This is a genomic window from Halostella litorea (assembly GCF_004785955.1).
In the GTDB taxonomy this organism is placed as follows: Archaea; Halobacteriota; Halobacteria; order Halobacteriales; family Natronoarchaeaceae; genus Halostella; species Halostella litorea.
In genome coordinates, this window is record NZ_ML214300.1 from 1,028,915 (window position 1) to 1,047,285 (window position 18,371).

Sequence of the window (18,371 nt, forward strand, 5' to 3'; positions counted from 1 at the left end):
CGCCGCCCGGACGTTGGGGTATGGACGATTCGCTCATCGACGACGACGACCTCTCGCTCGGGCGCAAGTCAGTGATCCCCGGTGAGGGATTTTTCGTCCCCGATTCGCTGGAGGAGAGCCACGAGGAGGAGGCCGCCGCCGAGGCGTTAGACGGCGCGAGCGTCGCGGTCGTCGCCGACCCCGACGCCGACGGACTCGCCTGCGTCGCGCTCCTGCGGGAACTGTACGGCGACGACCCGCCCGAAGCGGCGGGCGACGAGGCGGACGCGTCGGCCGGTACGGCCGGCGGAACGACCGATCCCGACGGGACCGTCGACCCCGACGCCCCCATCGACGTCGCGGAGGAGGCCCCCGGCCGCGTCTCCCGCGACGTGGCGCTGGTGCCGGCCGGGCCACACGACCTGGAGGAGGGCATCGAGTACGTCGCGGAGTACGGGGCCGAGGGGATCGATCTCTTCGTCTGTGATCTGTGTCCCGACCGCTACGAGTACGTCGAGGAAGAACTCGAAGCCGCCGTCGAGACGGCCGACGCGGTGCGCTGGTTCGACCACCACCAGTGGGACGACGACGTCGCCGAGCGGGTTCGGGCGGCCGGCGTCGACCTGGTGATCGGCGACAGCGACGAGGAGTGCACCGCCGACGTGGCGCTGCGCTCGCTCGACCACGAGTTCCCCGAGCGCTTCTCCGAACTGGCCGCGGTCACCCGCGACCACGACCTCTGGATCCGCGAGGACCCCCGGAGCGACGACCTGGCGGACTTCTCGTACTGGAGCGACCCCGGCGAGTACGTCGACGTCGTGATGCGCCACGGGCCGGACCTGCCCGAGGACGCGCGGGCGTTCGTCGAGGAGCGCCGCGTCGAGAAGCAGGCGCTGATCGACCGCGCCGTCGCCCGCGCCGACATGCGCGAGGTCGGCCCGTGGACGGTCGGCGTCACCTACGGCCGCTGTTCGCAAAACGAGGTCGCGGAGGGCCTGCGCGAGCGGGGGGCCGACGCCTCCGTGGTCGTCAAGCCCGCCGGGTCGGCGTCCATCCGCGGCACGGACGCGTTCGAGCGGTGCCACGAGGTCGCCCGGCAGGTCAACGGCGGCGGGCACCCCAAGGCCGCGGGCTGCAAGCCCGACATCTACGACGACATGCTGGACTACGCGAACCACTGGACGACCCGCGGCGCGGTGACCAAGCAGGTGATCCTCGACGCGTTCCGGACGCTGGTGCCGGAGGAGGACGCCGACGAGGGGACCGACGGCGACGCGGCGGACGGCGACGAATGACGTTCGACGCCGTCGACGCCGCGAAGCCGGTCGTCGGCATGGTCCACCTGCCGCCCCTGCCGGGCGCGCCGAAGTTCGACGGCGACTTCGACGCGGTCCGCGAGGCCGCCCTGCGGGACGCCCGCCGACTCGAAGCGGGCGGCGTCGACGCCCTCATGCTGGAGAACTTCGGCGACGCGCCGTTCTACCCCGACGACGTGCCAAAGCACGTGGTCGCGTCGATGACCCGCGTCGCGGGCGCGGTCCGGGACGCGGTCGACCTGCCGATGGGGGTCAACGTCCTCCGGAACGACGCGACGGCCGCCCTCTCGGTCGCCAGCGCGGTCGGCGCGGCGTTCGTCCGGGTGAACGTCCACGTCGGCGCCCGCGTCACCGACCAGGGGATCGTCGAGGGCGAGGCCCACGAGACGATCCGCCTGCGCGACCGACTCGATTCGGACGTGGCCGTCCTCGCGGACCTCGACGTGAAACACTCCGCGCCCATCGCGGAGCGCCGGATCGACGCCGAGGCCGTGGCCGAACCCGTCGAGCGCGGCCTCGCCGAGGGCGTCGTCGTCAGCGGCGCTGGCACTGGCCACGAGGTCGCGGGCGACCACCTCGAAGCGGTCGCCGAGGCCCGCGACCGGGCCGGGCTGGACGCCCCCGTCTTCGTCGGGAGCGGGACGACCGTGGAGAACGTCGCAGACCTGCTGGACACCGCGGACGGAGTCATCGTCGGAACCGCTCTGAAGGAGGGCGGCGAGACGACGAACCCCGTGGACGAAAAACGGGTCGCGGAACTGGTCGCGGCCGCCGACGACGCGCGCTAATCGAGGAGTTCGCTCGCTTCGCCTTCCGTCGGCAGGCCGCCGCGTGCGCCCTCTGCGGTGCAGTTTTTCGCCGCGGCTGCGGCGGCAAATCGCCCGGCCTCGGCCGTCGGCCGCCCGTCGAGCAGCCACGCGTGGATCAGGCCGGCGGTGAAGGCGTCGCCCGCGCCGGTGGTGTCGACGACGGGGGCGTCGACGGCCGGCACCGGGATCACCTCGTCGCCGTCGAGCAGGAGCGCGCCGTCCGCGCCACGGGTCACCGCCGCCCGGCGGACGCCCCGCTCGCGGAGGGCCTCGACGGCCTCCCGCGGCCCGCAGTCGAGGTACGACCGCGCCGACACCTCGTTGGCGACGAACAGGTCGCAGGCGGTCGCCGCCGCGTCTATCGTCTCCCGGTTCGCCCCGCGGCCCTCCAGTTCGGAAAGCGGGCCGGCCAGATCGAACGCCAGCGGCGGGAGCCGGTCGTCGGCCGCGGCGGCCACGAGGTCCGACACGACCGGGTCCGGCGCGTACGCGCTGGTGAAGGCGGCGTCGCCGCGCCGGAGGTAGTCGAGGTCAGCGGCGTCGAGCCGTAGGTTCGGGACGCTCTCGCCGCCCGCGACGATCATCCGCCGCCCGTCCGGGTCGCGGAAGATCAGCGTGTAGGAGGTCCGCTCGTCGCCCCGGCGGACGCGGGTCGCGTCGACGCCGCGCTCCCGGAGGTCCGCGACCACGCGCTCGCCGTCCGCGTCGTCGCCGACGCGGGACACCACGCCGGCCTCACGGCCCAGTCGCGCGGCGGCGGCCGCGACGTTCGCGGCGACGCCGCCGACCGCCGTCGACGACTCGCGGACGAACGCGCCGCCGTCCGGTTCCGGCAGGTTCGTCACCGCGTGCCCCCGGTCGACGACGGCGCTCCCGACCGTCAGCACGTCGAACTCGCTCATCGGCGTGACCGAGGCGGTCGGCGGAGAAACCGCTTACGACGACGGGCGCGTTCTCGGGAGTCCCGGAGGGGCCGTGTATCCGACCCGCGACCGCAGTCCGGGACAGTCGTCCCGGTCAGCGCTCGCCGACGACCCACTTCTGGGAGTACGCGTCCCCGCAGTCACACTGCGCGTAGGCGTGGATCACGTCGCCCTCGGCGTAGATGCCGCCGACCTCGTCGTTTCGCTCCTCGGCGAACGCGAACACGAACCGGGCCGCGTGGTCCGGCCCGTCGCCGGCCGGGCAGTCGCCGCCCTCGAGGTCGGCGTGGATCGTCCCCTCGTTGCCCATCGCCTCCTTGGCGAAGGCCATCGGGTCCAGCCCGGTCGCGGCCTGGAACGCCGACCGCCCGTCGTCGCCGTTCACCACGATGACGATGCCGTCGCCGACCCGCTGGCCGTAGTCCTCGAGTTTGCCGAGGTCGTCGACCGCGTCCTCGGCGAGGTAGAACGCCACGTCCTCGGGGCGCTCGCCGGCGAGGAACGCGTCGCGCTTCGAATCTGTCATACCCGCGGTTGCCGGGCGACGGGCAAAAAGGGTCCGCTACAGCGCCGGCGTCGCGAGCGACGCGGAACTGCCCGACTCGCAGCGGTTCGCGTCCTCCTCGGCCGCCTCGACCTCCTCGTTCGCGGTCGACCGGTCGCCCTCCTCCAGCGCCCGCGCCGCGTTCGCGTAGTGCTTGGACGCGTCCCGGAGCGCCCCGGAGAAACAGGTCAGGTCGATTACGTCGGAGCGCATCTCCGGCGGCGCGACGTCCTCGGCGTCCATGAACGCCGACTCCGCGTCGTCGAACCGGACGGACGCGGCGTCGTACTGGCTCGCCGCGTCGGAGAACTCCTCGGCTTCGAGCGCCGTGGTCCCGGCCTCGAACTCCTGGTACCCGCGGATGAACCCCCGATATCCCGAGATGAACGGGTCCATCGTCTCGACGACCGTGTCGACCGTGTCGAGTCCCGCCTCGCTCTCGGACTGCGTCGCGTCGACGTAGTCGAACGCGACCTCGTCGACCCCGTCGAACGCCGTCCGCGCGGTTTCGAGGCGCGTACTCGCCGTCCGGAAGGCGTCGCGGGCCTCGTCTAGCGCGTCGATCCCGTCGCCGTATCGTTCGGTGTCGATGTAGCTCTGGGCCGTTCCCAGGCTGTCGAAGCCGCTCGCGATCGGCACCATCGCGTCGGTGAGCGCCGAGACGTAGTCGGCCAGGTTGCGCAGTCCGTCGACCGCCGCCTGCTGCTCGGCGGAGAGGTCGGCCTCCTCGGCGGTGTCCAGGTGGCCCCGGGCCGACTCGACCGACGACCGTATCGGGGCGTCCTCGAACCTCGCACCGCCGGAGATGTCCCCGAAGGAGTCCGACTCGCTGTCGATACCGTCAAGGGCGTCGTCCAGCGCCGCGGCCGCGTCGGCGATCGACGCCTCCGGGTCGACCGCGGGTTCGGCCTCAGTCGTCTCCGTTTCGGCGTCGGTGGTCTCGGGTTCGTCGTCGGACTGCGTCCCCGTTCCGGCGTCGGTCGTTTCCGTTTCGGCGTCGGTCGCGGACTCCGCAGTGTCGTCTCCACCGCCGCCTGTGCCGTCGTCCGACGAGCACCCCGCCACGCCGACCAGCGACGCCGCCGGGAGCAGTCGGAGGTACGTGCGCCTGTCCATGCCCCCACCACTCCCACGACAGATAAAGAATCTGATGGTAGATCGGCGAGGCGTTCGCCGTTCGTCCGATCCGTCGGATCAGCCGTCCTCGAGGCGCTCCGCGATCGACGCGAGGCTCTCGTCGGGCGACTCGGTCGCCTCGTAGACGGCCCGCTCGCCGGGCGCGCGGACGCCGTACTTGAACTCCGGTTCGATCACGTCGACGAGGACCGACCCGCCGACCGAGACGGCGTCGGTCGCGTCCACCCACTCCAGCAGCCGGTTCGGTGCGTCGCCGGGGTCGCGGGCGAGCCGCGGGGCGTCGTACGCGCCGGGGATCACCCGCCGGTCGTCGCCGAGCGCCGTCTCGATCCGGGCGTGGCGCTCGGCCCCGTCGACGACGAGGCGGACCACCTCGTCGGCCGGGAACTGCTCGGCGTCGTCCGCGGGGACCTCGACGCGCGGGCGACGGGTGGACCCGGCGGTGCCGAGCGTCGCGCGGACGGTGGTGACGGAGTCGTGGTCGCTGGGGATACGGTCTGCCATGGAAGAGAAGGGAGAAAACTCGCGGCTGGCTGGGGCGTTACTCCTCGTCGGCGAGGAGGTCCTCGACGGACGCCTCGCCGCGGGCGACGATCTTCGCGTTGATCTGGGCGACCGACTCGCTGATCTCGGCCCCGCGGACGGTGATGCGCTTGCGCTCGCCCTCGCGGGTCGGGTTGAAGCCCGTGCCGCCGTCCGAGAGGATCTCCTGCAGGTCCGGGCCGTCGACGTCGGCGCGGAGCGGGCGGCCGGCGTCGTCGGAGCCGCCGGTGAGTTCGAGCGTGTAGCCGTCGAGGCCGACGGCGCCGCCGTCGACCTCCTCGCCGAGCGACCGGCCGAGGAATCGGTTCGCGTCCTGGTCGTCCGCGTCGCGCTGGTACGTCTCGCCCGTTTCGGGGTCCGAGACGACGACTTTGAAGCTTGCCATGGCTGCAACGAGTCGGTCGCGGCCCAAAAGGACATCGAAACGGCCGCGGCGGGAGAGTCAAGCCCCCGGAGCGCGAACGCCGGGGTATGGACCGGGAGGTGCTGATGCTGCAACTGCGCCAGGCGTTCGCGGGCACGCCGGCGGAGCGGCGGGCCGTCGCCCGGGCGGCCAGCGACCTGGTCGACTCCGGGCGGTTCGCCGAGGACCGGGGGGAGGAACTGACGGCCGAACTCGTGGTGGAGAACCTCGCCGACTGCCGGGAGGGCACCCCCGCGGAGCGGTGGAACTGGTGGATGGGGGCGCTGGAGGCCGCGTTCGGGGGGTACGAGCGGTTCGTCGTGACGCGGTGGGACGAGGAGGACGCGCCGAACGCGTGACCGCGGCCGACCGTCAGCCGGTCGGCTCCGGCTCCCCGCGGACCGCCGCGCGGCGCTCGGGGATGAGGTCGAGGTCCGGGTCGACGTCGCCGAGCACGAACAGCGCGTAGTACCGCAGGTACGTGATCACGGGGACCTGAACGACCGCGACGGCCGCGACCACGGCGGCGACGAACGTGACGACCGCGACGGCGACAACCGCGATCCCAACCGGCCCGGCAACGCCCACCAGGAGGACGCCCATCGCCCCGAGGATCCCGAAGGGGATCAGCAGCGCCACGGCGGCGACGGCGACGACGGTCCCGACAACGATGCCGCCCGCGATGGAGAGCAGAAACCCGACGACGGCGTACGCGAGGAACTCGACGGGGTTCGCGGCGATCGCCGGCCAGAGCCGCCGCCACGCGGCGAGGACGCCGCAGTCCTCCAGGACCATCACCGGGACGACGAACGCCGTCGTGAACCCGTGGACGAGGCCGAGCACGACCGCGGCGACGGCGGCGACCGGGAACAGAAGCAGGACGGCGGCGACGGCGAGGCCGTCCCCGCCGCCGAAGGCGGCCGGGAACACCACGACCGCGACCGCCGCGGCGGCCCCGCCGACGAGCAACAGCGCGAACGCCAGGCGGAAGGCAAACAGCCGAACGCCCTGCCGCCAGCGCCGCCCCCAGTACTCCCGGACGGACACCGACTCCCGCCGGATCGACTCGACGAGGACGAACTCCATGACCGACCCGACCAGCAGGAACAGGAGGCCGAGCAGGAGCGCGGCGGCTACGGCCCCGGCGACCGCCAGCCAGAACGGCTCGTCGAGCGCCGGGGCGGGGACGCCGTCCGGGGGGGTTACGGTTCCGTCCGGGACGGTCCCCCCGCCGGTCGGCGCGTTGACCTGGATCGAGGTGACGTTCGTGCCGGGACCGAGGGCAAACAGGGTGACCAGCGCGAGCCGCACCCACGTGCCGACGTCTATCGGCCACAGGAACGCCCGCGTCGCGTCTATCGCGTCGTCGATCGCTTCGACCGCGTGGAGGGACATGTGCCACGGGATTCACCCCGGGGCCACATCTATCCGGGGGTTCGGTTTCGCGGCACGAAACACCGGGGCGTCGTCAGGCACGCGCCGGCGGGCTACGTCGCGTCGCCGTCGGCGTCGCCGTCCGGTGCCGCGTCAGCGGTCGCTTCGCCGTCGCCCGCCGCGTCGCCGGCGAGCCTGTCGGCGAGCGCGTCGGCACCCGGGTCCAGCGCGGCGTACAGCCGCGCCGCGACGGTCACTACCGCCGGGAGCGCCAGCAACAGGAACCCGAGGTCGTAGAGCCCGCCGTCGACGAAGGGGGTGACGACGCCGGCCAGCCCGCGGTGGGCCACGAGCACCGCGGCGAGGACGGCGAGCCAGTACGCGACCGACGCGACGTTCCCGACGACCGCGCGGGGGCCGGCAAGCGTCAGCCGCGTGAGCAGCGCGAGCTTCGGCGCGGCGTACAGCAACAGCCCCGCCAGCACGGCCGTGGCGACGGCGCTGACGACCGCGGCGAACGTCACCGGCGTCCGCGGGACCAGCCGGTCGACGCCCGGCAGGAGCGTGACGAGGTACAGCACGAAGACGAGCGACGCGGCGCCGAGCAGGAGCTTGCTCACCGATCGAACCGTGTCGTGCCCGACCGCGACGGGCGATCTGTCGAGGTGCATCGTTGCACGCCGGGCCGAGGGGGCCGGCGGACATAGAGGCCCGACACCGTCAACGCGACTTTACCGCGATTGAGCCGGGTTAGCCGTGCCGTCGTCGCGCCGCCGCGTGACACCGAGGTTACAAAAGAACGTTTCCGGGAACGAACATCAGCCCGGCGGACGAACGATCGATCGATGACGGAGTCCCGGCGACTCATCCGGAAGTACTACGCCTACCGGGCGAGCAGCGCCGCCGGCTTCTACCTCCCCGTCAGCATCCTGCACATGAAAGACCAGGGGTACAGCCTGGCCTTCATCGGCCTCGCGCAGGCCGTCTTCTCGTTCGGGATGCTGGCCGCGGAGATCCCGTCGGGCTACCTCGGCGACCGCCTCGGCCGGCGGGAGACGCTCGCCCTCGGCAACGCCCTCCGGGCGGGCGCGATGGTCGGATACGTCCTCGCGGGGTCGGCCCTCGGCATCCTCCTCGTGAAGGCCGTCTGGGCGGTCGGCTGGGCGTTCCGCTCGGGGACCCAGAGCGCCCTGCTGTACGAGTTGCTGTCGACGCGGTTCGACGAGTCCGAGTACGCCCGCATCGACGGCCGCGGCAGCACCGTGTTGCTCGTCACCTCCGGCGTCGGGGCCGTCGTCGGCGGGGCGCTGTACACGGTCGACGCCGGGCTGCCGTTCCTCGTGAACGCCGGCCTCGCGCTCGCGGGCGTCCTCGTCCTCGCGACGTTCCCGTGCATCGAGTGCGAGACCGAGAGCGACGGGGCGTTCACCGTCCGCGAGGCGGTCAGGATGCTCCACGCACAGGCCGCCCGCCCCGAGGTGCGGTGGTTCGTCGCCTACGCCGCGCTGTTCGCCGGCCTGTTCGGCGTGACCCGGACGTTCGAGCAGCCGGCCCTCGACGCCGTCGGCGTCCCGGTCGTCGGGATCGGCCTCCTGTACGCCGGGTTCAAGGCCGTCTCGGCGGTCGCCGCCTCCGCGACCGGCTGGCTGGAGGAGACCGTCGGCGTCCGCCGGTCGTTCGGCCTGCTCGTGCCGGGGTTCGCGGTCGCGTACGCCGCCGTCGCAGTCACGCCGCTCGCGCTGGTCCCGGTGCTCGTGCTGTACCGCGCCACGCGGACCGTCACCCGCCCCCTGCGCAACCAGTACCTGAACGACCGGCTCGACGACGTGGGGCGGGCGACGGTGCTTTCGGGCGCGTCGATGGCGCTGTCGCTCGCGGGCGGCGCGGCGCAACTGGTCGGCGGGGCCGCAGCCGGGACGTTCGGCGCGGTCGGCGTGCTCCCGTGGGCGGGGCTGACCGTCACCGGAGCCGCGGCCGTGCTCTGGCTGGCGGCCTCGCCGGTCCGGGAGGGGAGCGGGGCGGCGGGGTCGCCCCCCGCGGCGGCCGCGGATTCGGGCTGACTCGGCGGAGTGGGCGACCGTCCGGCGCTCAGACGGCGTACGCGTCCCCGACCTCGGGCGCGCTCGCGTCGAACCCGTCCGCGGCGAGTTCGTCCGCGAACGCCCCGCAGCGGTCGCCGTGATTCACCAGCACCGTCGCGTCGCGGTACGAGTCGAGGAAGCCGAGCAGGCCGTCCCGGTCGGCGTGGGCCGAGAAGTCGTACTGCTCGACCTGCGCGCTCACCGGCATCCGGCGGCCGTCGATCTCCGCGCTGCCCGTCTCCAGCAGGTCGCGGCCGGGCGTCCCCTCGACCTGGTAGCCGGTCATCGTTATCTTGTTCGTCGGATTCCGCCGGATCTCGGGGATGTACGTCATCACTGGGCCGCCCGAGAGCATGCCGCTCGTCGTCACGATCGCCGCCCGCTGGTCGGTGATCCGCTCGCGCTGGCCGTTCCGGCCGGTGACGAACCGCGCGTGGGACTTGCCGCGGCCCAGCGCGTCGGCGTCCCGGACGAACGCGGGGTGGCGGTCGAGCATCCGCGTCACCTCCTGTCCCATGCCGTCGACGTAACAGGGGATGTCGTGTGCCGCACACACCAGCAGCATCTCCTGCGTGCGGCCGATCGCGAACGCGGGGACGACGACCGTGCCGCCCTCCCACAGCGTCCGCTCGACGCTCTCGACGAAGCGCTCCTCGACGGCGGCGCGGTCCTCGTGTTCCACGTCGCTGTACGTGCTCTCGCAGATCACCACGTCGGCGTCCGGCCGCGCCGTCGTCCCGGGGACGAGCCGCTGTCCGCTCACGGACCCCCCGCGTCCGTTCGCGCGGCCCAAGGCGGTGGCGTCGCCTCGCCGGTCCTCGGTGTGGAAGTCCCCCGTGTACAGCAGTCGCGTGTCGCCGTCGTCGACGAGCACGTGCGCGGAGCCGGGGATGTGCCCGGCGTCGTACAGCGTCACCTCGTGGCCGGCGGCCTCGAACGTCTCGCGGTAGCCGTGGGTCTCGGAGACCTGCGTGAGCCGCCGGACGTCGTTCTCGGTGAACGGGCACGCCATCGTCCCGCCGTGGAGTTTCAGCGTGTCCCGCGCCAGCGTCAGCGCCAGCTCCCGGGTCGGCGGCGTCCAGTGTATCGGCGGCCGAGCGCTGCCGGAGAGCAGCGACGGGAGCGCCCCGACGTGGTCGAGGTGGCCGTGCGAGACGACGACCGCGTCCGGCTCCGGCGTCTCCACGGGAAACCGCGGCGGGTTGCCGGCCAGCATCCCGAAGTCGAGGAGGAGCGCGTCGTTCACGAGGACGGCGCTCCGACCGACCTCGCGTGCGCCGCCGAGAAACCGAACGTCCATTGCCCGACGGTAGTCGCCGCGGCGGCTTGGACCCGTCGGTTCCGCTGCGACGCGCAGCGCCGCCGCTGTCCGGGCGGCGACCGAAAAAAGTCGGCGAGCGTTACGCCGGGACCGCCGTGTCGGCGTCCGTCCCGTTGTCGGACTCGTTGCCGAGGTCGATGCCGTCGTCGGTCGTGTCGTTGCCGTCCAGCGCCCCGTCGTCGGCCATCGTGCCGTTCTCGGTCCGGAACGACAGCGAGTCGGACGTCGCGTTCTCGACGGTCACGTTGCCCGCGGAGAACGTCTCGATGACGATCCCCGCGTCCCCGTCGGTCATCGCGTCGGACTCGTTGTCGCCCAGCATGCCGTCGGACTCGTTCTCGGATTCGTTGTCGTCGCTGCCGAGGACGCCCTCGTCGGACTCGTTGCTCGACGCGTTGTCGCCGAGGCCGTCGCCGGCGGTGGTGTTTTCGCCCATCCCGGCGTCGAGTTCCGAGACGGTCATGTTCTCGATCGTCATGTCGTCGACCTCGACCGTCCGGATCGTCACGTTGTCGAGGCGTTCCGCGTCGGAGTTCCGGTCGCCGACGGTGTCGTTGGCGGCCATCCCGTCGGACTCGTTGCTCGACTCGTTGTCGTCGCTGCCGAGGACGCCCTCGTCCTCGTCGCTCTCGTTGCTCGACTCGTTGTCGCCGAGCACGCCCTCCGATTCGTCGGCGGTCGCATTGCCGGTGACGGTCAGGTTCTCGACGGTCAGCGACTCGACGGTCATCCGCTCGATGGTCAGGTTCTCCACGACGAGTTCGTGGCTCCCGTCGGCCGTCGTGTCGGTCGCGTTCGCGTCACCGCCGGACTCGTTCAGCGCGTCCACGTCCGAGAGGTCGGTCTCGTTCGAGAGGCTGACGTTGAGGTCCTCGATGCCGACGGACTCCAGCGTCAGGCTCTCGAAGGAGACGTTCGTGAGCGTCGTCGTCCCGTTCTCGCTCAGCGAATCGTTCAGTTCGTCCGCCCCCTCCTGCTCCGCCAGGTCGGCTTCCTCGACGGTCAGCGACTCGATCGTCGCGTTCTCGACCGTCACGTTCTGCAGTTCGAGCTCCTCGACGGTGACCTCCTGCAGGACGACCGTCGAGTCGGCCGAGTCGGTTTCCGCGCCCGCGGCCGCCGCGGCGGGCGCGGCGACGGCGGGTGCTGTCAGTGCTACGACGAGCGCCATCAGAACGGCGCTTGCGGTTCGGCGTCTCATGCAACCGTGAAGAGGGCTCTCGGCCGCATAAGCGGCCGAAACCGTTCGATTTCGGAGGGAGAGGTTTCCCGCCACAAGGTCGGGTTTCGGCTCCGTCCGCGTATCTGTCCGCGGGCGGAGGCGCGCCGGCCGCTGGTCCGCGCGGCGACACCTGTCTCGACCGGGGGTAACGGCGGCTTAGCCGCGACGCCGGTGCCGGAACAACGGTTCGAAACGGTCCGAACGGTTCGCCGGCCGGCGGCGCGACACGAGCGCGTCGGCCCGTAACCGGGGAACAGGCAACCGCGCCGACAGCTACGGCGGGCGGCGTGCTAGCGCCCCACGCGACGACCGCCCGCCGCCGGACGCGTCACCCCTCCGTGGCCGCCTCGACCTTGTCGGCGTGTTTCTCCAGGTCGGCCGCGAGTTCCCGGGCCTCGTCCGGCGAGAGCGTCACCTCTTCCATGTGGGCCGGGAGGTGCTCCTCCTGCATGTTGTCGACCTCGAACTGGAGTTGCACGCGGTCGGGGTGCTTCCGCGGCGACGTCGCGTTGAGGACGGCGAGCGTCTCCATCTCGAAGTCGTGGCCCGTGACGGTGGCGTCGATCAGGTCGAAGGTCGTGTACGCGTTGACCTTCATCAGTCGGTCTGCCATGGGCGAACGGAGGAGGTAGAACCACTTAGCGCCCGCGGAGCGGGCCGGGACGGAAAGCGGGAGCGCCGGTCAGTCGTCGGCGGGCGCGGAGCCGTCGTCGACGACGGACTTCGGCGCGGGGCTTTCGTCCAGGTCGTCGTCCTCGGCGTAGGGGTACCACGTCCGCTTCGTGTTGTGCATGTACGGGTCGTCGTAGTCCGTCTCCTCGGGCTCGACGAGGTCGGCGAGTTCCTCCTCGTCGCGGTCGACGACGAACTCGCGGAACGTCTCGCCGTCCTCGCGGGCGTCGGCGTAGTTGTCCACGAGGTTCCGGATCGCGCCGGGCACCTCGTCGGCCGGGACGCGCTCGGTGACCCAGTCCGCGAAGTTCGGGTTCTCGCCGAGGCCGCCGCCGAGGCCGATGTCCATCGCCTCAACCGGCTCGCCGTCCTTGCGGGTCTTCATGCCGCGCAGGCTCACGTCGGCGATCTGGGGCTGGGCGCAGGAGGCCGTACAGCCCGAGAGGTGGATGTGGAAGTCGTCGACGTCGTCGGGCAGGTCGACGTTCTCCTTCAGCCAGCGCGCGTAGCGCACCTGGCGGTTCTTCGTCTCGATGATCGACAGCGAGCAGAACTCAGTCCCCGTGCAGGCGATCGAGCCGCGCATCAGCGGGCTCGGGTCGGGGCTGTAGTGCTCCAGCAGCGGCTCGTCGAGCAGGTCGTCGAGTTCGGACTCGGGGACGTCGGTGAGGATGACGTTCTGGCGCTGGGTGAGGCGGGCCTCGCCGCTGCCGTACTCCTCGGCGAGGTCGGCGAGTTCGATGACCTCGTCGGCGCCCATCCGGCCGACGAGCACGTTCAGGCCGACGTAGTAGTTGCCGTCCTGCTGCTCGTGGACGCCGACGTGGTCGGCGTGGCCCTCTTTCGTCCCGGCGTTGTACGAGTAGCCCTCGCGCATGTCCTCGCCCGCGGTTTCGAGCTCGAAGTCGACGTAGTCGTCCTGGAGCGTCTCGCGGACCTTCTCGGGGCCCCACTCGTCGACGAGGAACTTGATCCGGGCGTTGTAGCGGTTCTCGCGGTCGCCGTGGTCGCGGAACAGCGCCGAGAGGCCGCCGGCGACGTCGGCCGCGCGCTCCGTCCGGACGAACACGTCGATGTTCCGGGCGAACCGCGGCTCGTTCCGGGCGAGGCCGCCGCCGACGCGGACGTTGTACCCCTCGACCGTCTCGCCGTCTATCTCCTTCCGGGCCGGCTCGAACGCGAGGTCGTTGATGTCGCCCTGGCCACAGCCCTCGTCGCAGCCGGTGACCGACACCTTCCACTTGCGCGGGAGGTTCGAGTGGTCGTCGTTGCCCTTGAACGTGTCGTGCAGTTCGTGGATGGTGTCGAGGGCGTCGACGTGCTCGTGTTTGTCCTTGCCGGCGACGGGACAGCCGACGATGTTGCGCCACGAGTCGCCACAGGCCTGGATCGTCTCCAGCCCGTTCTCGTTCAGCGTGTCCCAGATCTCCGGCATGTCCTCGATCCGGATCCAGTGGAGCTGGATCGACTGGCGCGTCGTGAAGTCGGCCCAGCCGTTGCCGAACTCGGGGTTCTCGACGGGCCCCTGCGAGTACTCCTTCGCCACCTCGCCGATGGTTCGCAGCTGGCCGGGTTCGAGCACGCCGTTGGGCGTCCCGATCCGCATCATGAAGTAGCTCTCCTGGCCGGCGCGCTGGTGGTACAGCCCGTACCACTTGAACCGCTCGAACCAGGCGTCGTGCTCGTCGTCGGGGATCGCCTCCCACCCCTCCTCCGCGAACCGCTCCATATGGGCACGGATGTCCGTGCCGTAGACCTCCTCTTTCCACTCCTCGACGTCGGTAGGCATGTGCCTCCGTACGGGATCATCCCGTAAACCCCCGCCCCTACCGTCAGTACTCCCCTCGTCTCGGATATACCGGAGAGGTTTGCCTGGCGTGTGACGCCATGCCAGACGGCGGTGCGGTCAACCGTCGGTCGCCCGCGGCCGCCGGACCGCGCCGGGGTCGAACTCGCGGAACTCGCCGTCGACGACCCGGCCAACGGGCAGTGCGTCGATCGTCCCGTGGCCGCCGCAGTCGATACACTGGACGATCGCCCCGACCGCGACGGCGTCGCGGCCGACGGAGACGTCGTAGAACGATTCGGGGAGGAGGTGCGCCACCTCGCAGTCGCAGACGCCGGCCCCCGAGACCGGCCAGACCTCGCTGTTGCTCACCGCTCGCGCGTTGTTCACGCTGATCCACGCCCCGTCGTCGAGCGTGCGGACGGGCACCGTCATCGCCCGCCCTTGCCCCCGGGCACGTCTTAGCCCGTCGACAGTCACAAGGCTTACCGCCTGATGACGCCGCTCCGGCGTCGGTCGCGCCGCAGTCACGCGGTTCTGTCCGTGGTTGCCGACCGCAGTACCGGACAGTGTATCCGGTAATCGGGAGTCCGGGTAGGGCTTGTGGACGAAGGGCGGCTTAAGGGGTGAGCGCCACAAGGAAGGGGTGATGACTGACGACGCTCGCTCGCGCGACGGCTCGCGCCAGCACACGTCCGCCGACGTCGCGCCCGAACTGTACGAGACGGAGGGACAGCGATGACCACGACGACACAGGCCGACGAGGAGAGCCCCGACGAGGAGGAGGCCGTCGACGACCACCTCGCGGACGTCGAGGAGGGGGCAGGCTGTACCGAGATCTGGGAGCACCTCTCCGAGCAGCGCGAAGACGAGTAGCGACGGACCGACGACGGGGTGGGTTTTTGACCGTGCTCTCCATAGGATGGGTAGATGACGCCTGACGGGTCGGACGAGAGTGACGGGGGGCGGCTGCCGGCCGACCGGGAGTCGCCGGTCGGCGAGCCGGTGGTGCGCGGGGATGCGGAGGTCACCGGCCGGCACGCGCGGGACGCCGTTCAGTTCGATCCCGACGACCCCGAGAGCCTCGCCGACGCCGCCGAGACGGTGCGGGCGTTCGCCGAGAACACCGTCGGCGGCGAGGACAACGTGTACATGCTCCGCGGGGCGGCGGCCTGCGCCGCGCTGGTCCGGGGCGAGGGGTCGTACAAGGCCGCCGCCGAGCGCGCCGGCGGCGAGGCCACCGTCGCGTTCATCCGGAAGTGGGCGCGGGTCCACGACCTCCCGGAGTCGATCCGCCGCCACGTCGCCATGGGCCACATCGCACCCACCGCGGCGAAACACGTCGCCCGCGTCGCGGGCAACGCCCGGTTTCTCCTCGCGTTCGCCGTCCTCGACGGCGACCTGACCGTCCGCGAGGTCCGCAGCGTCGCCAGCGCGGTCAACGGCGGCACGGACGTCGAGGAGGCGCTGGCCGACCACGGCGTCGCCGTCGGCGAACTGACGACGACGCTCCCGCCGGACGTGTACCAGCGGCTCCGCCGCGAGGCCGCCCTGCGGAACACCGACCCGGACGAACTCGTCGCCGAGGCGCTCGACCGCTACCTCTGAGCGCGGCCCCGTCCCGCGCTCACCCCTCGCAGAACCGCTCGGCGGCGTCCGCGATGACGGCCGCCGCCCGCGTCACTTCGCCGGCGTCGATCGACTCGTCCGGGAAGTGCGCCTGGTCGATGCTCCCCGGCCCGAACACCACGGTCGGGATGTCCGCCGCCAGGTAGTGTCGGCTGTCCGCGCCGAACGTCCCGCCCCACGGCGTCGCGTCCAGTCCGGCCTCGGTCGCCGCGTCCCGGACCGCCCCCACGATCGGCTCGTCGAGGTCGACCTCGGCCGGTTCGAACTGGATCGAGAACCGCTCGAACGTCGGCGGGTGCTCGCTGAGCCAGTCGCTGTCGGCGACCACCGCGTCCAGCCGCTCCTGGAACTCCGCCTCCACCTCGGCGACGCTCTCGCCCGGCGCGACGCCGATCCGGACCTCGGCGACGAGTTCGTCGGGCACCGACGACGCCCAGTTGCCCGCCTCGACGGTCCCGACAGTGACGGGCCACTTCACGGGGTGGTCCTCGTACAGCGGGTGGGTCACGCGCTCCTCGCGCTCCGCCTCCAGATCCATGAACGCCCGCCGGATCCGCTCGAAGTGGGGCAGCACCGACTCGCCGTGCCAGCGCGTCGCCGCGTGGGCCGCCCGTCCGCGGAGCCGGAGGCGTTTCATCACGCTCCCCTCGACGGCCGCCACGACGCCCAGTTCCGTCGGCTCCGCGATGATCGCGGCGTCGCGCTCGAACGGGTAGGGGTTCGACAGCGCCGCCGCGGCCGCGCCGATCCCGCCCTCCTCCTCGCCGGCCACGCCCTCGACGACGATCCGCCCGTCGAGGTCAGTCCGGTCGGCGAGTTGCCGCGCCGCGAACACGCAGGCCGTCAGGCCGCCCTTCATGTCCGCCGCGCCCCGCGCCGTCACGCGGTCACCGTCCCACTCGGGGTCGAACGGGTCGCTCGACCACGCCGACCGCGTCGCCGGCACCACGTCGACGTGGCCGTTCAGCACCAGCGTCGGCCCCGCCTCGGGGTCGCCGAGTTCGACGACGCCCGCGACCGACGGCCGGTCGGCCGTCTCGATCTCGGCCGGGTCGTCCGGGAACGACGGGTGTTCGGCCAGTTTGGCGGCGTCCGCGGTCCACTCGTAGGTGTCGAAGCCGAACGCCTCGAACCGGTCCCGGAGCCACGCCATCGCCGGGGCCTCGTTCCCGCCGGTCGTGTCGAACCGCAGCAGTTCCTCGAGAAACTCGCGCAAGGCGGCCTCCTCGTCGAGGTCACTCATACCGAGACACGCGCAGGGGGAGGGCAAAAACGATTCGCCGGCGTGCGCGTGGAACGATAACCCTTTAGCCGTCCCGGCGTGAATCCTCGACTGCGGGCCGGTAGCTCAGTTAGGCAGAGCGTCTGGCTTTTAACCAGATGGTCGGGGGTTCAACTCCCTCCCGGCCCGCTGGGCGACGAACAGACGTGAGGAGCGCAGCGGTTACGTGGGAGTTGAAGTAGACCGGACGCGCAGCGAAGCGAGCAGTCCGGGCGTAGTTCAACTCCCTCCCGGCCCGTTTAACGACAGTGAGCCGTGAAATCGCTCTCTCAGCACGGTGCGGCGGCGGCAGAAAGACGGATCGGTCGCAGTCGGAAACCCGCGAGAAAACGGCGAAAACCGAAGCCGGCTACTCCTTCCGCGGGAGGTACGCCAGCCCGGTGAGCAGGACGCCCGCGAGGCCGCTCATGATGACGACCGCCCAGACGCCGTTGATGCGCTCGTGGAAGTGCTCCTGCTCGGCGATCTGGTCCTCGTAGCCCTCGATGTCGGTGGTCAGGACGAATGTGTCGTCGCTGGGGAAGTGCGCGACGTACTCGGTCCCCTCGGTCTGCGAGGAGTTCAGGATGAACGGCTCGCCCTCGGTAACCGAGACCTCCTCGGTGCGCTCGCCGCTCCACTCCAGCAGGACGCCGTCGGTCGTGATGTTGGCGACGGTCGTCGAGTTACCCTGATACTCGAACTCCTGCCCCTCGGATATCGTCAGGTTGGTGAACGCCTCGTCCTGCAGGTACGGCGTCAGTTCGCGGCTGCCGTCGTCGAACTCGCGGACCACGTAGTACTGACCGGCCTCGCCGTCGTACGTGATGTTCGCGTTGGTGCCGTTGGCCGGCGTGGTGCGGAGCGTCGCCTCGGAGGGGTCCGAGACGTTGGCGATGAACACGTAGTGGTCGCTCCCGTTGTACGTCGCCGTCGCGTTGTTCTGGAGCGTCGCGGAGAACGGTGCGGACTCGTTCGTCCACGACAGCGTCGCCTCGCCCGGATCCTCGGCCGTCGGAGCGGTGACGCTCGTCACCGTGTACGCCCGGTCGCCCGCATCGACCGGCGTTCCGTTCTGCAGTTCGTACTCGGGGTTTTCGAGCGTTACCGACGGGCCCTGCGCCGTCGCGATGAACGCGTACGACCCGGCAGCGAGCACGAGGAAGAACGCGATATACACCGCCGCTGCTCGTCGTTGCATGTGTCGACCGACGTACGCACTCCCTAAAACGGTTACTTTTCGCCCGAGGAAAGTCGCGCGAAGCTCTCGGAAAGCCCGACCGGTCGGCGGTGAACGCGGTCCTACGCCGCGCCGACGTCCAGTCGAGCGGTCAGGTCGCGCGGCGGAGACGGCGCGGTGGCGGCCCGCGG

At 71.5% G+C, this 18,371-nt stretch carries 20 protein-coding genes and 1 tRNA gene; 7 read left to right on the forward strand and 14 right to left on the reverse strand.

What is annotated here, in order from left to right:
- Positions 1-20 precede the first annotated feature (20 nt).
- Entirely contained in the window at positions 21-1,274 is a 1,254-nt protein-coding gene (locus EYW40_RS05355; RefSeq protein ID WP_135820562.1) for a DHH family phosphoesterase, read from the forward strand.
- On the forward strand, positions 1,271-2,083 hold the full coding sequence (locus EYW40_RS05360; RefSeq protein ID WP_135820563.1) for a BtpA/SgcQ family protein: 813 nt from the start codon (positions 1,271-1,273) through the stop codon (positions 2,081-2,083). The genes EYW40_RS05355 and EYW40_RS05360 overlap by 4 nt, the downstream gene beginning before the upstream one ends.
- Here the strand turns inward: EYW40_RS05360 and EYW40_RS05365 are convergent.
- From EYW40_RS05365 to EYW40_RS05385, 5 genes are all read right to left on the reverse strand, one after another.
- Positions 2,080-3,006, reverse strand: a complete 927-nt coding sequence (locus EYW40_RS05365; RefSeq protein ID WP_135820564.1) for a carbohydrate kinase family protein — start codon at positions 3,004-3,006, stop codon at positions 2,080-2,082. The two genes, EYW40_RS05360 and EYW40_RS05365, sit on opposite strands and share 4 nt — an antisense overlap.
- Before the next feature lie 115 nt (positions 3,007-3,121).
- Positions 3,122-3,553 carry a DUF5807 family protein gene (locus EYW40_RS05370; protein WP_135820565.1) on the reverse strand — a complete coding sequence of 144 codons (432 nt, stop codon included), beginning with the start codon at positions 3,551-3,553 and terminating at the stop codon, positions 3,122-3,124.
- Between the two features lie 36 nt (positions 3,554-3,589).
- Positions 3,590-4,687 (reverse strand): hypothetical protein, encoded by a 1,098-nt coding sequence (locus tag EYW40_RS05375; protein ID WP_135820566.1) that lies wholly within the window; start codon positions 4,685-4,687, stop codon positions 3,590-3,592.
- 78 nt (positions 4,688-4,765) lie between these two features.
- On the reverse strand, positions 4,766-5,212 hold the full coding sequence (locus EYW40_RS05380; protein ID WP_135820567.1) for a DUF7112 family protein: 447 nt from the start codon (positions 5,210-5,212) through the stop codon (positions 4,766-4,768).
- Between the two features lie 37 nt (positions 5,213-5,249).
- On the reverse strand, positions 5,250-5,636 hold the full coding sequence (locus EYW40_RS05385; protein WP_135820568.1) for a 30S ribosomal protein S6e: 387 nt from the start codon (positions 5,634-5,636) through the stop codon (positions 5,250-5,252).
- Between the two features lie 86 nt (positions 5,637-5,722).
- Here EYW40_RS05385 and EYW40_RS05390 point away from each other — a divergent pair, with 86 nt between their 5' ends.
- Entirely contained in the window at positions 5,723-6,013 is a 291-nt protein-coding gene (locus tag EYW40_RS05390) for a WNWW family protein (RefSeq protein ID WP_135820569.1), read from the forward strand.
- Between the two features lie 13 nt (positions 6,014-6,026).
- On the opposite strand, the gene EYW40_RS05395 is transcribed toward EYW40_RS05390, so the two are convergent.
- Both EYW40_RS05395 and EYW40_RS05400 read right to left on the reverse strand, forming a co-directional pair.
- Positions 6,027-7,049, reverse strand: a complete 1,023-nt coding sequence (locus EYW40_RS05395) for a DUF7544 domain-containing protein (RefSeq protein WP_135820570.1) — start codon at positions 7,047-7,049, stop codon at positions 6,027-6,029.
- Positions 7,050-7,141: 92 nt separating this feature from the next.
- A complete protein-coding gene (locus EYW40_RS05400) occupies positions 7,142-7,699 on the reverse strand; it encodes a hypothetical protein (protein ID WP_135820571.1) in 558 nt (185 codons plus the stop codon).
- Between the two features lie 174 nt (positions 7,700-7,873).
- Here EYW40_RS05400 and EYW40_RS05405 point away from each other — a divergent pair, with 174 nt between their 5' ends.
- Entirely contained in the window at positions 7,874-9,088 is a 1,215-nt protein-coding gene (locus EYW40_RS05405) for an MFS transporter (protein ID WP_135820572.1), read from the forward strand.
- A gap of 28 nt (positions 9,089-9,116) precedes the next feature.
- Here the strand turns inward: EYW40_RS05405 and EYW40_RS05410 are convergent, their stop codons facing one another.
- The 5 genes from EYW40_RS05410 to EYW40_RS05430 all read right to left on the reverse strand — a co-directional run bounded on the left by EYW40_RS05410 (position 9,117) and on the right by EYW40_RS05430 (position 14,545).
- Positions 9,117-10,409: an MBL fold metallo-hydrolase gene (locus EYW40_RS05410; protein WP_135820573.1), complete on the reverse strand. Its 1,293-nt coding sequence runs from the start codon at positions 10,407-10,409 to the stop codon at positions 9,117-9,119.
- Between the two features lie 100 nt (positions 10,410-10,509).
- The gene (locus EYW40_RS05415; RefSeq protein ID WP_135820574.1) at positions 10,510-11,631 is read right to left on the reverse strand and encodes a hypothetical protein; all 1,122 of its coding nucleotides are present in this window, start codon (positions 11,629-11,631) and stop codon (positions 10,510-10,512) included.
- Positions 11,632-11,980: 349 nt separating this feature from the next.
- A complete protein-coding gene (locus EYW40_RS05420) occupies positions 11,981-12,265 on the reverse strand; it encodes a DUF6360 family protein (protein WP_202614430.1) in 285 nt (94 codons plus the stop codon).
- Positions 12,266-12,334: 69 nt separating this feature from the next.
- Positions 12,335-14,113 (reverse strand): nitrite/sulfite reductase, encoded by a 1,779-nt coding sequence (locus tag EYW40_RS05425; RefSeq protein WP_135820575.1) that lies wholly within the window; start codon positions 14,111-14,113, stop codon positions 12,335-12,337.
- Positions 14,114-14,230: 117 nt separating this feature from the next.
- A complete protein-coding gene (locus EYW40_RS05430; protein ID WP_135820576.1) occupies positions 14,231-14,545 on the reverse strand; it encodes a DUF8134 family protein in 315 nt (104 codons plus the stop codon).
- A 303-nt stretch (positions 14,546-14,848) separates the two neighbouring features.
- Here EYW40_RS05430 and EYW40_RS19865 point away from each other — a divergent pair, with 303 nt between their 5' ends.
- Entirely contained in the window at positions 14,849-14,986 is a 138-nt protein-coding gene (locus tag EYW40_RS19865; protein WP_202614431.1) for a hypothetical protein, read from the forward strand.
- Positions 14,987-15,040: 54 nt separating this feature from the next.
- Complete coding sequence (locus tag EYW40_RS05435; RefSeq protein ID WP_135820577.1) at positions 15,041-15,718, forward strand: DUF7119 family protein; 678 nt, start codon at positions 15,041-15,043, stop codon at positions 15,716-15,718.
- 19 nt (positions 15,719-15,737) lie between these two features.
- Here the strand turns inward: EYW40_RS05435 and EYW40_RS05440 are convergent, their stop codons facing one another.
- Positions 15,738-16,982 carry a M20/M25/M40 family metallo-hydrolase gene (locus EYW40_RS05440; protein ID WP_135820578.1) on the reverse strand — a complete coding sequence of 415 codons (1,245 nt, stop codon included), beginning with the start codon at positions 16,980-16,982 and terminating at the stop codon, positions 15,738-15,740.
- A gap of 94 nt (positions 16,983-17,076) precedes the next feature.
- Here EYW40_RS05440 and EYW40_RS05445 point away from each other — a divergent pair.
- A tRNA-Lys gene (locus EYW40_RS05445) sits at positions 17,077-17,150 on the forward strand.
- A gap of 220 nt (positions 17,151-17,370) precedes the next feature.
- Here EYW40_RS05445 and EYW40_RS05450 read toward each other — a convergent pair.
- Positions 17,371-18,201, reverse strand: a complete 831-nt coding sequence (locus EYW40_RS05450) for a hypothetical protein (protein ID WP_135820579.1) — start codon at positions 18,199-18,201, stop codon at positions 17,371-17,373.
- Positions 18,202-18,371: the final 170 nt, after the last annotated feature.

What these genes read in the sequence shown, in the direction of transcription:
- EYW40_RS05425 (WP_135820575.1), bottom strand. Translation starts at nt 14,113, where the DNA reads ATGCCTACCGACGTCGAGGAGTGGAAAGAGGAGGTCTACGGCACGGAC.
- EYW40_RS05440 (WP_135820578.1), bottom strand. Translation starts at nt 16,982, where the DNA reads ATGAGTGACCTCGACGAGGAGGCCGCCTTGCGCGAGTTTCTCGAGGAA.
- EYW40_RS05430 (WP_135820576.1), bottom strand. Translation starts at nt 14,545, where the DNA reads ATGACGGTGCCCGTCCGCACGCTCGACGACGGGGCGTGGATCAGCGTG.
- EYW40_RS19865 (WP_202614431.1), top strand. Translation starts at nt 14,849, where the DNA reads ATGACCACGACGACACAGGCCGACGAGGAGAGCCCCGACGAGGAGGAG.
- EYW40_RS05400 (WP_135820571.1), bottom strand. Translation starts at nt 7,699, where the DNA reads ATGCACCTCGACAGATCGCCCGTCGCGGTCGGGCACGACACGGTTCGA.
- EYW40_RS05405 (WP_135820572.1), top strand. Translation starts at nt 7,874, where the DNA reads ATGACGGAGTCCCGGCGACTCATCCGGAAGTACTACGCCTACCGGGCG.
- EYW40_RS05420 (WP_202614430.1), bottom strand. Translation starts at nt 12,265, where the DNA reads ATGGCAGACCGACTGATGAAGGTCAACGCGTACACGACCTTCGACCTG.
- EYW40_RS05365 (WP_135820564.1), bottom strand. Translation starts at nt 3,006, where the DNA reads ATGAGCGAGTTCGACGTGCTGACGGTCGGGAGCGCCGTCGTCGACCGG.
- EYW40_RS05360 (WP_135820563.1), top strand. Translation starts at nt 1,271, where the DNA reads ATGACGTTCGACGCCGTCGACGCCGCGAAGCCGGTCGTCGGCATGGTC.
- EYW40_RS05375 (WP_135820566.1), bottom strand. Translation starts at nt 4,687, where the DNA reads ATGGACAGGCGCACGTACCTCCGACTGCTCCCGGCGGCGTCGCTGGTC.
- EYW40_RS05355 (WP_135820562.1), top strand. Translation starts at nt 21, where the DNA reads ATGGACGATTCGCTCATCGACGACGACGACCTCTCGCTCGGGCGCAAG.
- EYW40_RS05380 (WP_135820567.1), bottom strand. Translation starts at nt 5,212, where the DNA reads ATGGCAGACCGTATCCCCAGCGACCACGACTCCGTCACCACCGTCCGC.
- EYW40_RS05450 (WP_135820579.1), bottom strand. Translation starts at nt 18,201, where the DNA reads ATGCAACGACGAGCAGCGGCGGTGTATATCGCGTTCTTCCTCGTGCTC.
- EYW40_RS05385 (WP_135820568.1), bottom strand. Translation starts at nt 5,636, where the DNA reads ATGGCAAGCTTCAAAGTCGTCGTCTCGGACCCCGAAACGGGCGAGACG.
- EYW40_RS05390 (WP_135820569.1), top strand. Translation starts at nt 5,723, where the DNA reads ATGGACCGGGAGGTGCTGATGCTGCAACTGCGCCAGGCGTTCGCGGGC.
- EYW40_RS05435 (WP_135820577.1), top strand. Translation starts at nt 15,041, where the DNA reads ATGACGCCTGACGGGTCGGACGAGAGTGACGGGGGGCGGCTGCCGGCC.
- EYW40_RS05410 (WP_135820573.1), bottom strand. Translation starts at nt 10,409, where the DNA reads ATGGACGTTCGGTTTCTCGGCGGCGCACGCGAGGTCGGTCGGAGCGCC.
- EYW40_RS05415 (WP_135820574.1), bottom strand. Translation starts at nt 11,631, where the DNA reads ATGAGACGCCGAACCGCAAGCGCCGTTCTGATGGCGCTCGTCGTAGCA.
- EYW40_RS05395 (WP_135820570.1), bottom strand. Translation starts at nt 7,049, where the DNA reads ATGTCCCTCCACGCGGTCGAAGCGATCGACGACGCGATAGACGCGACG.
- EYW40_RS05370 (WP_135820565.1), bottom strand. Translation starts at nt 3,553, where the DNA reads ATGACAGATTCGAAGCGCGACGCGTTCCTCGCCGGCGAGCGCCCCGAG.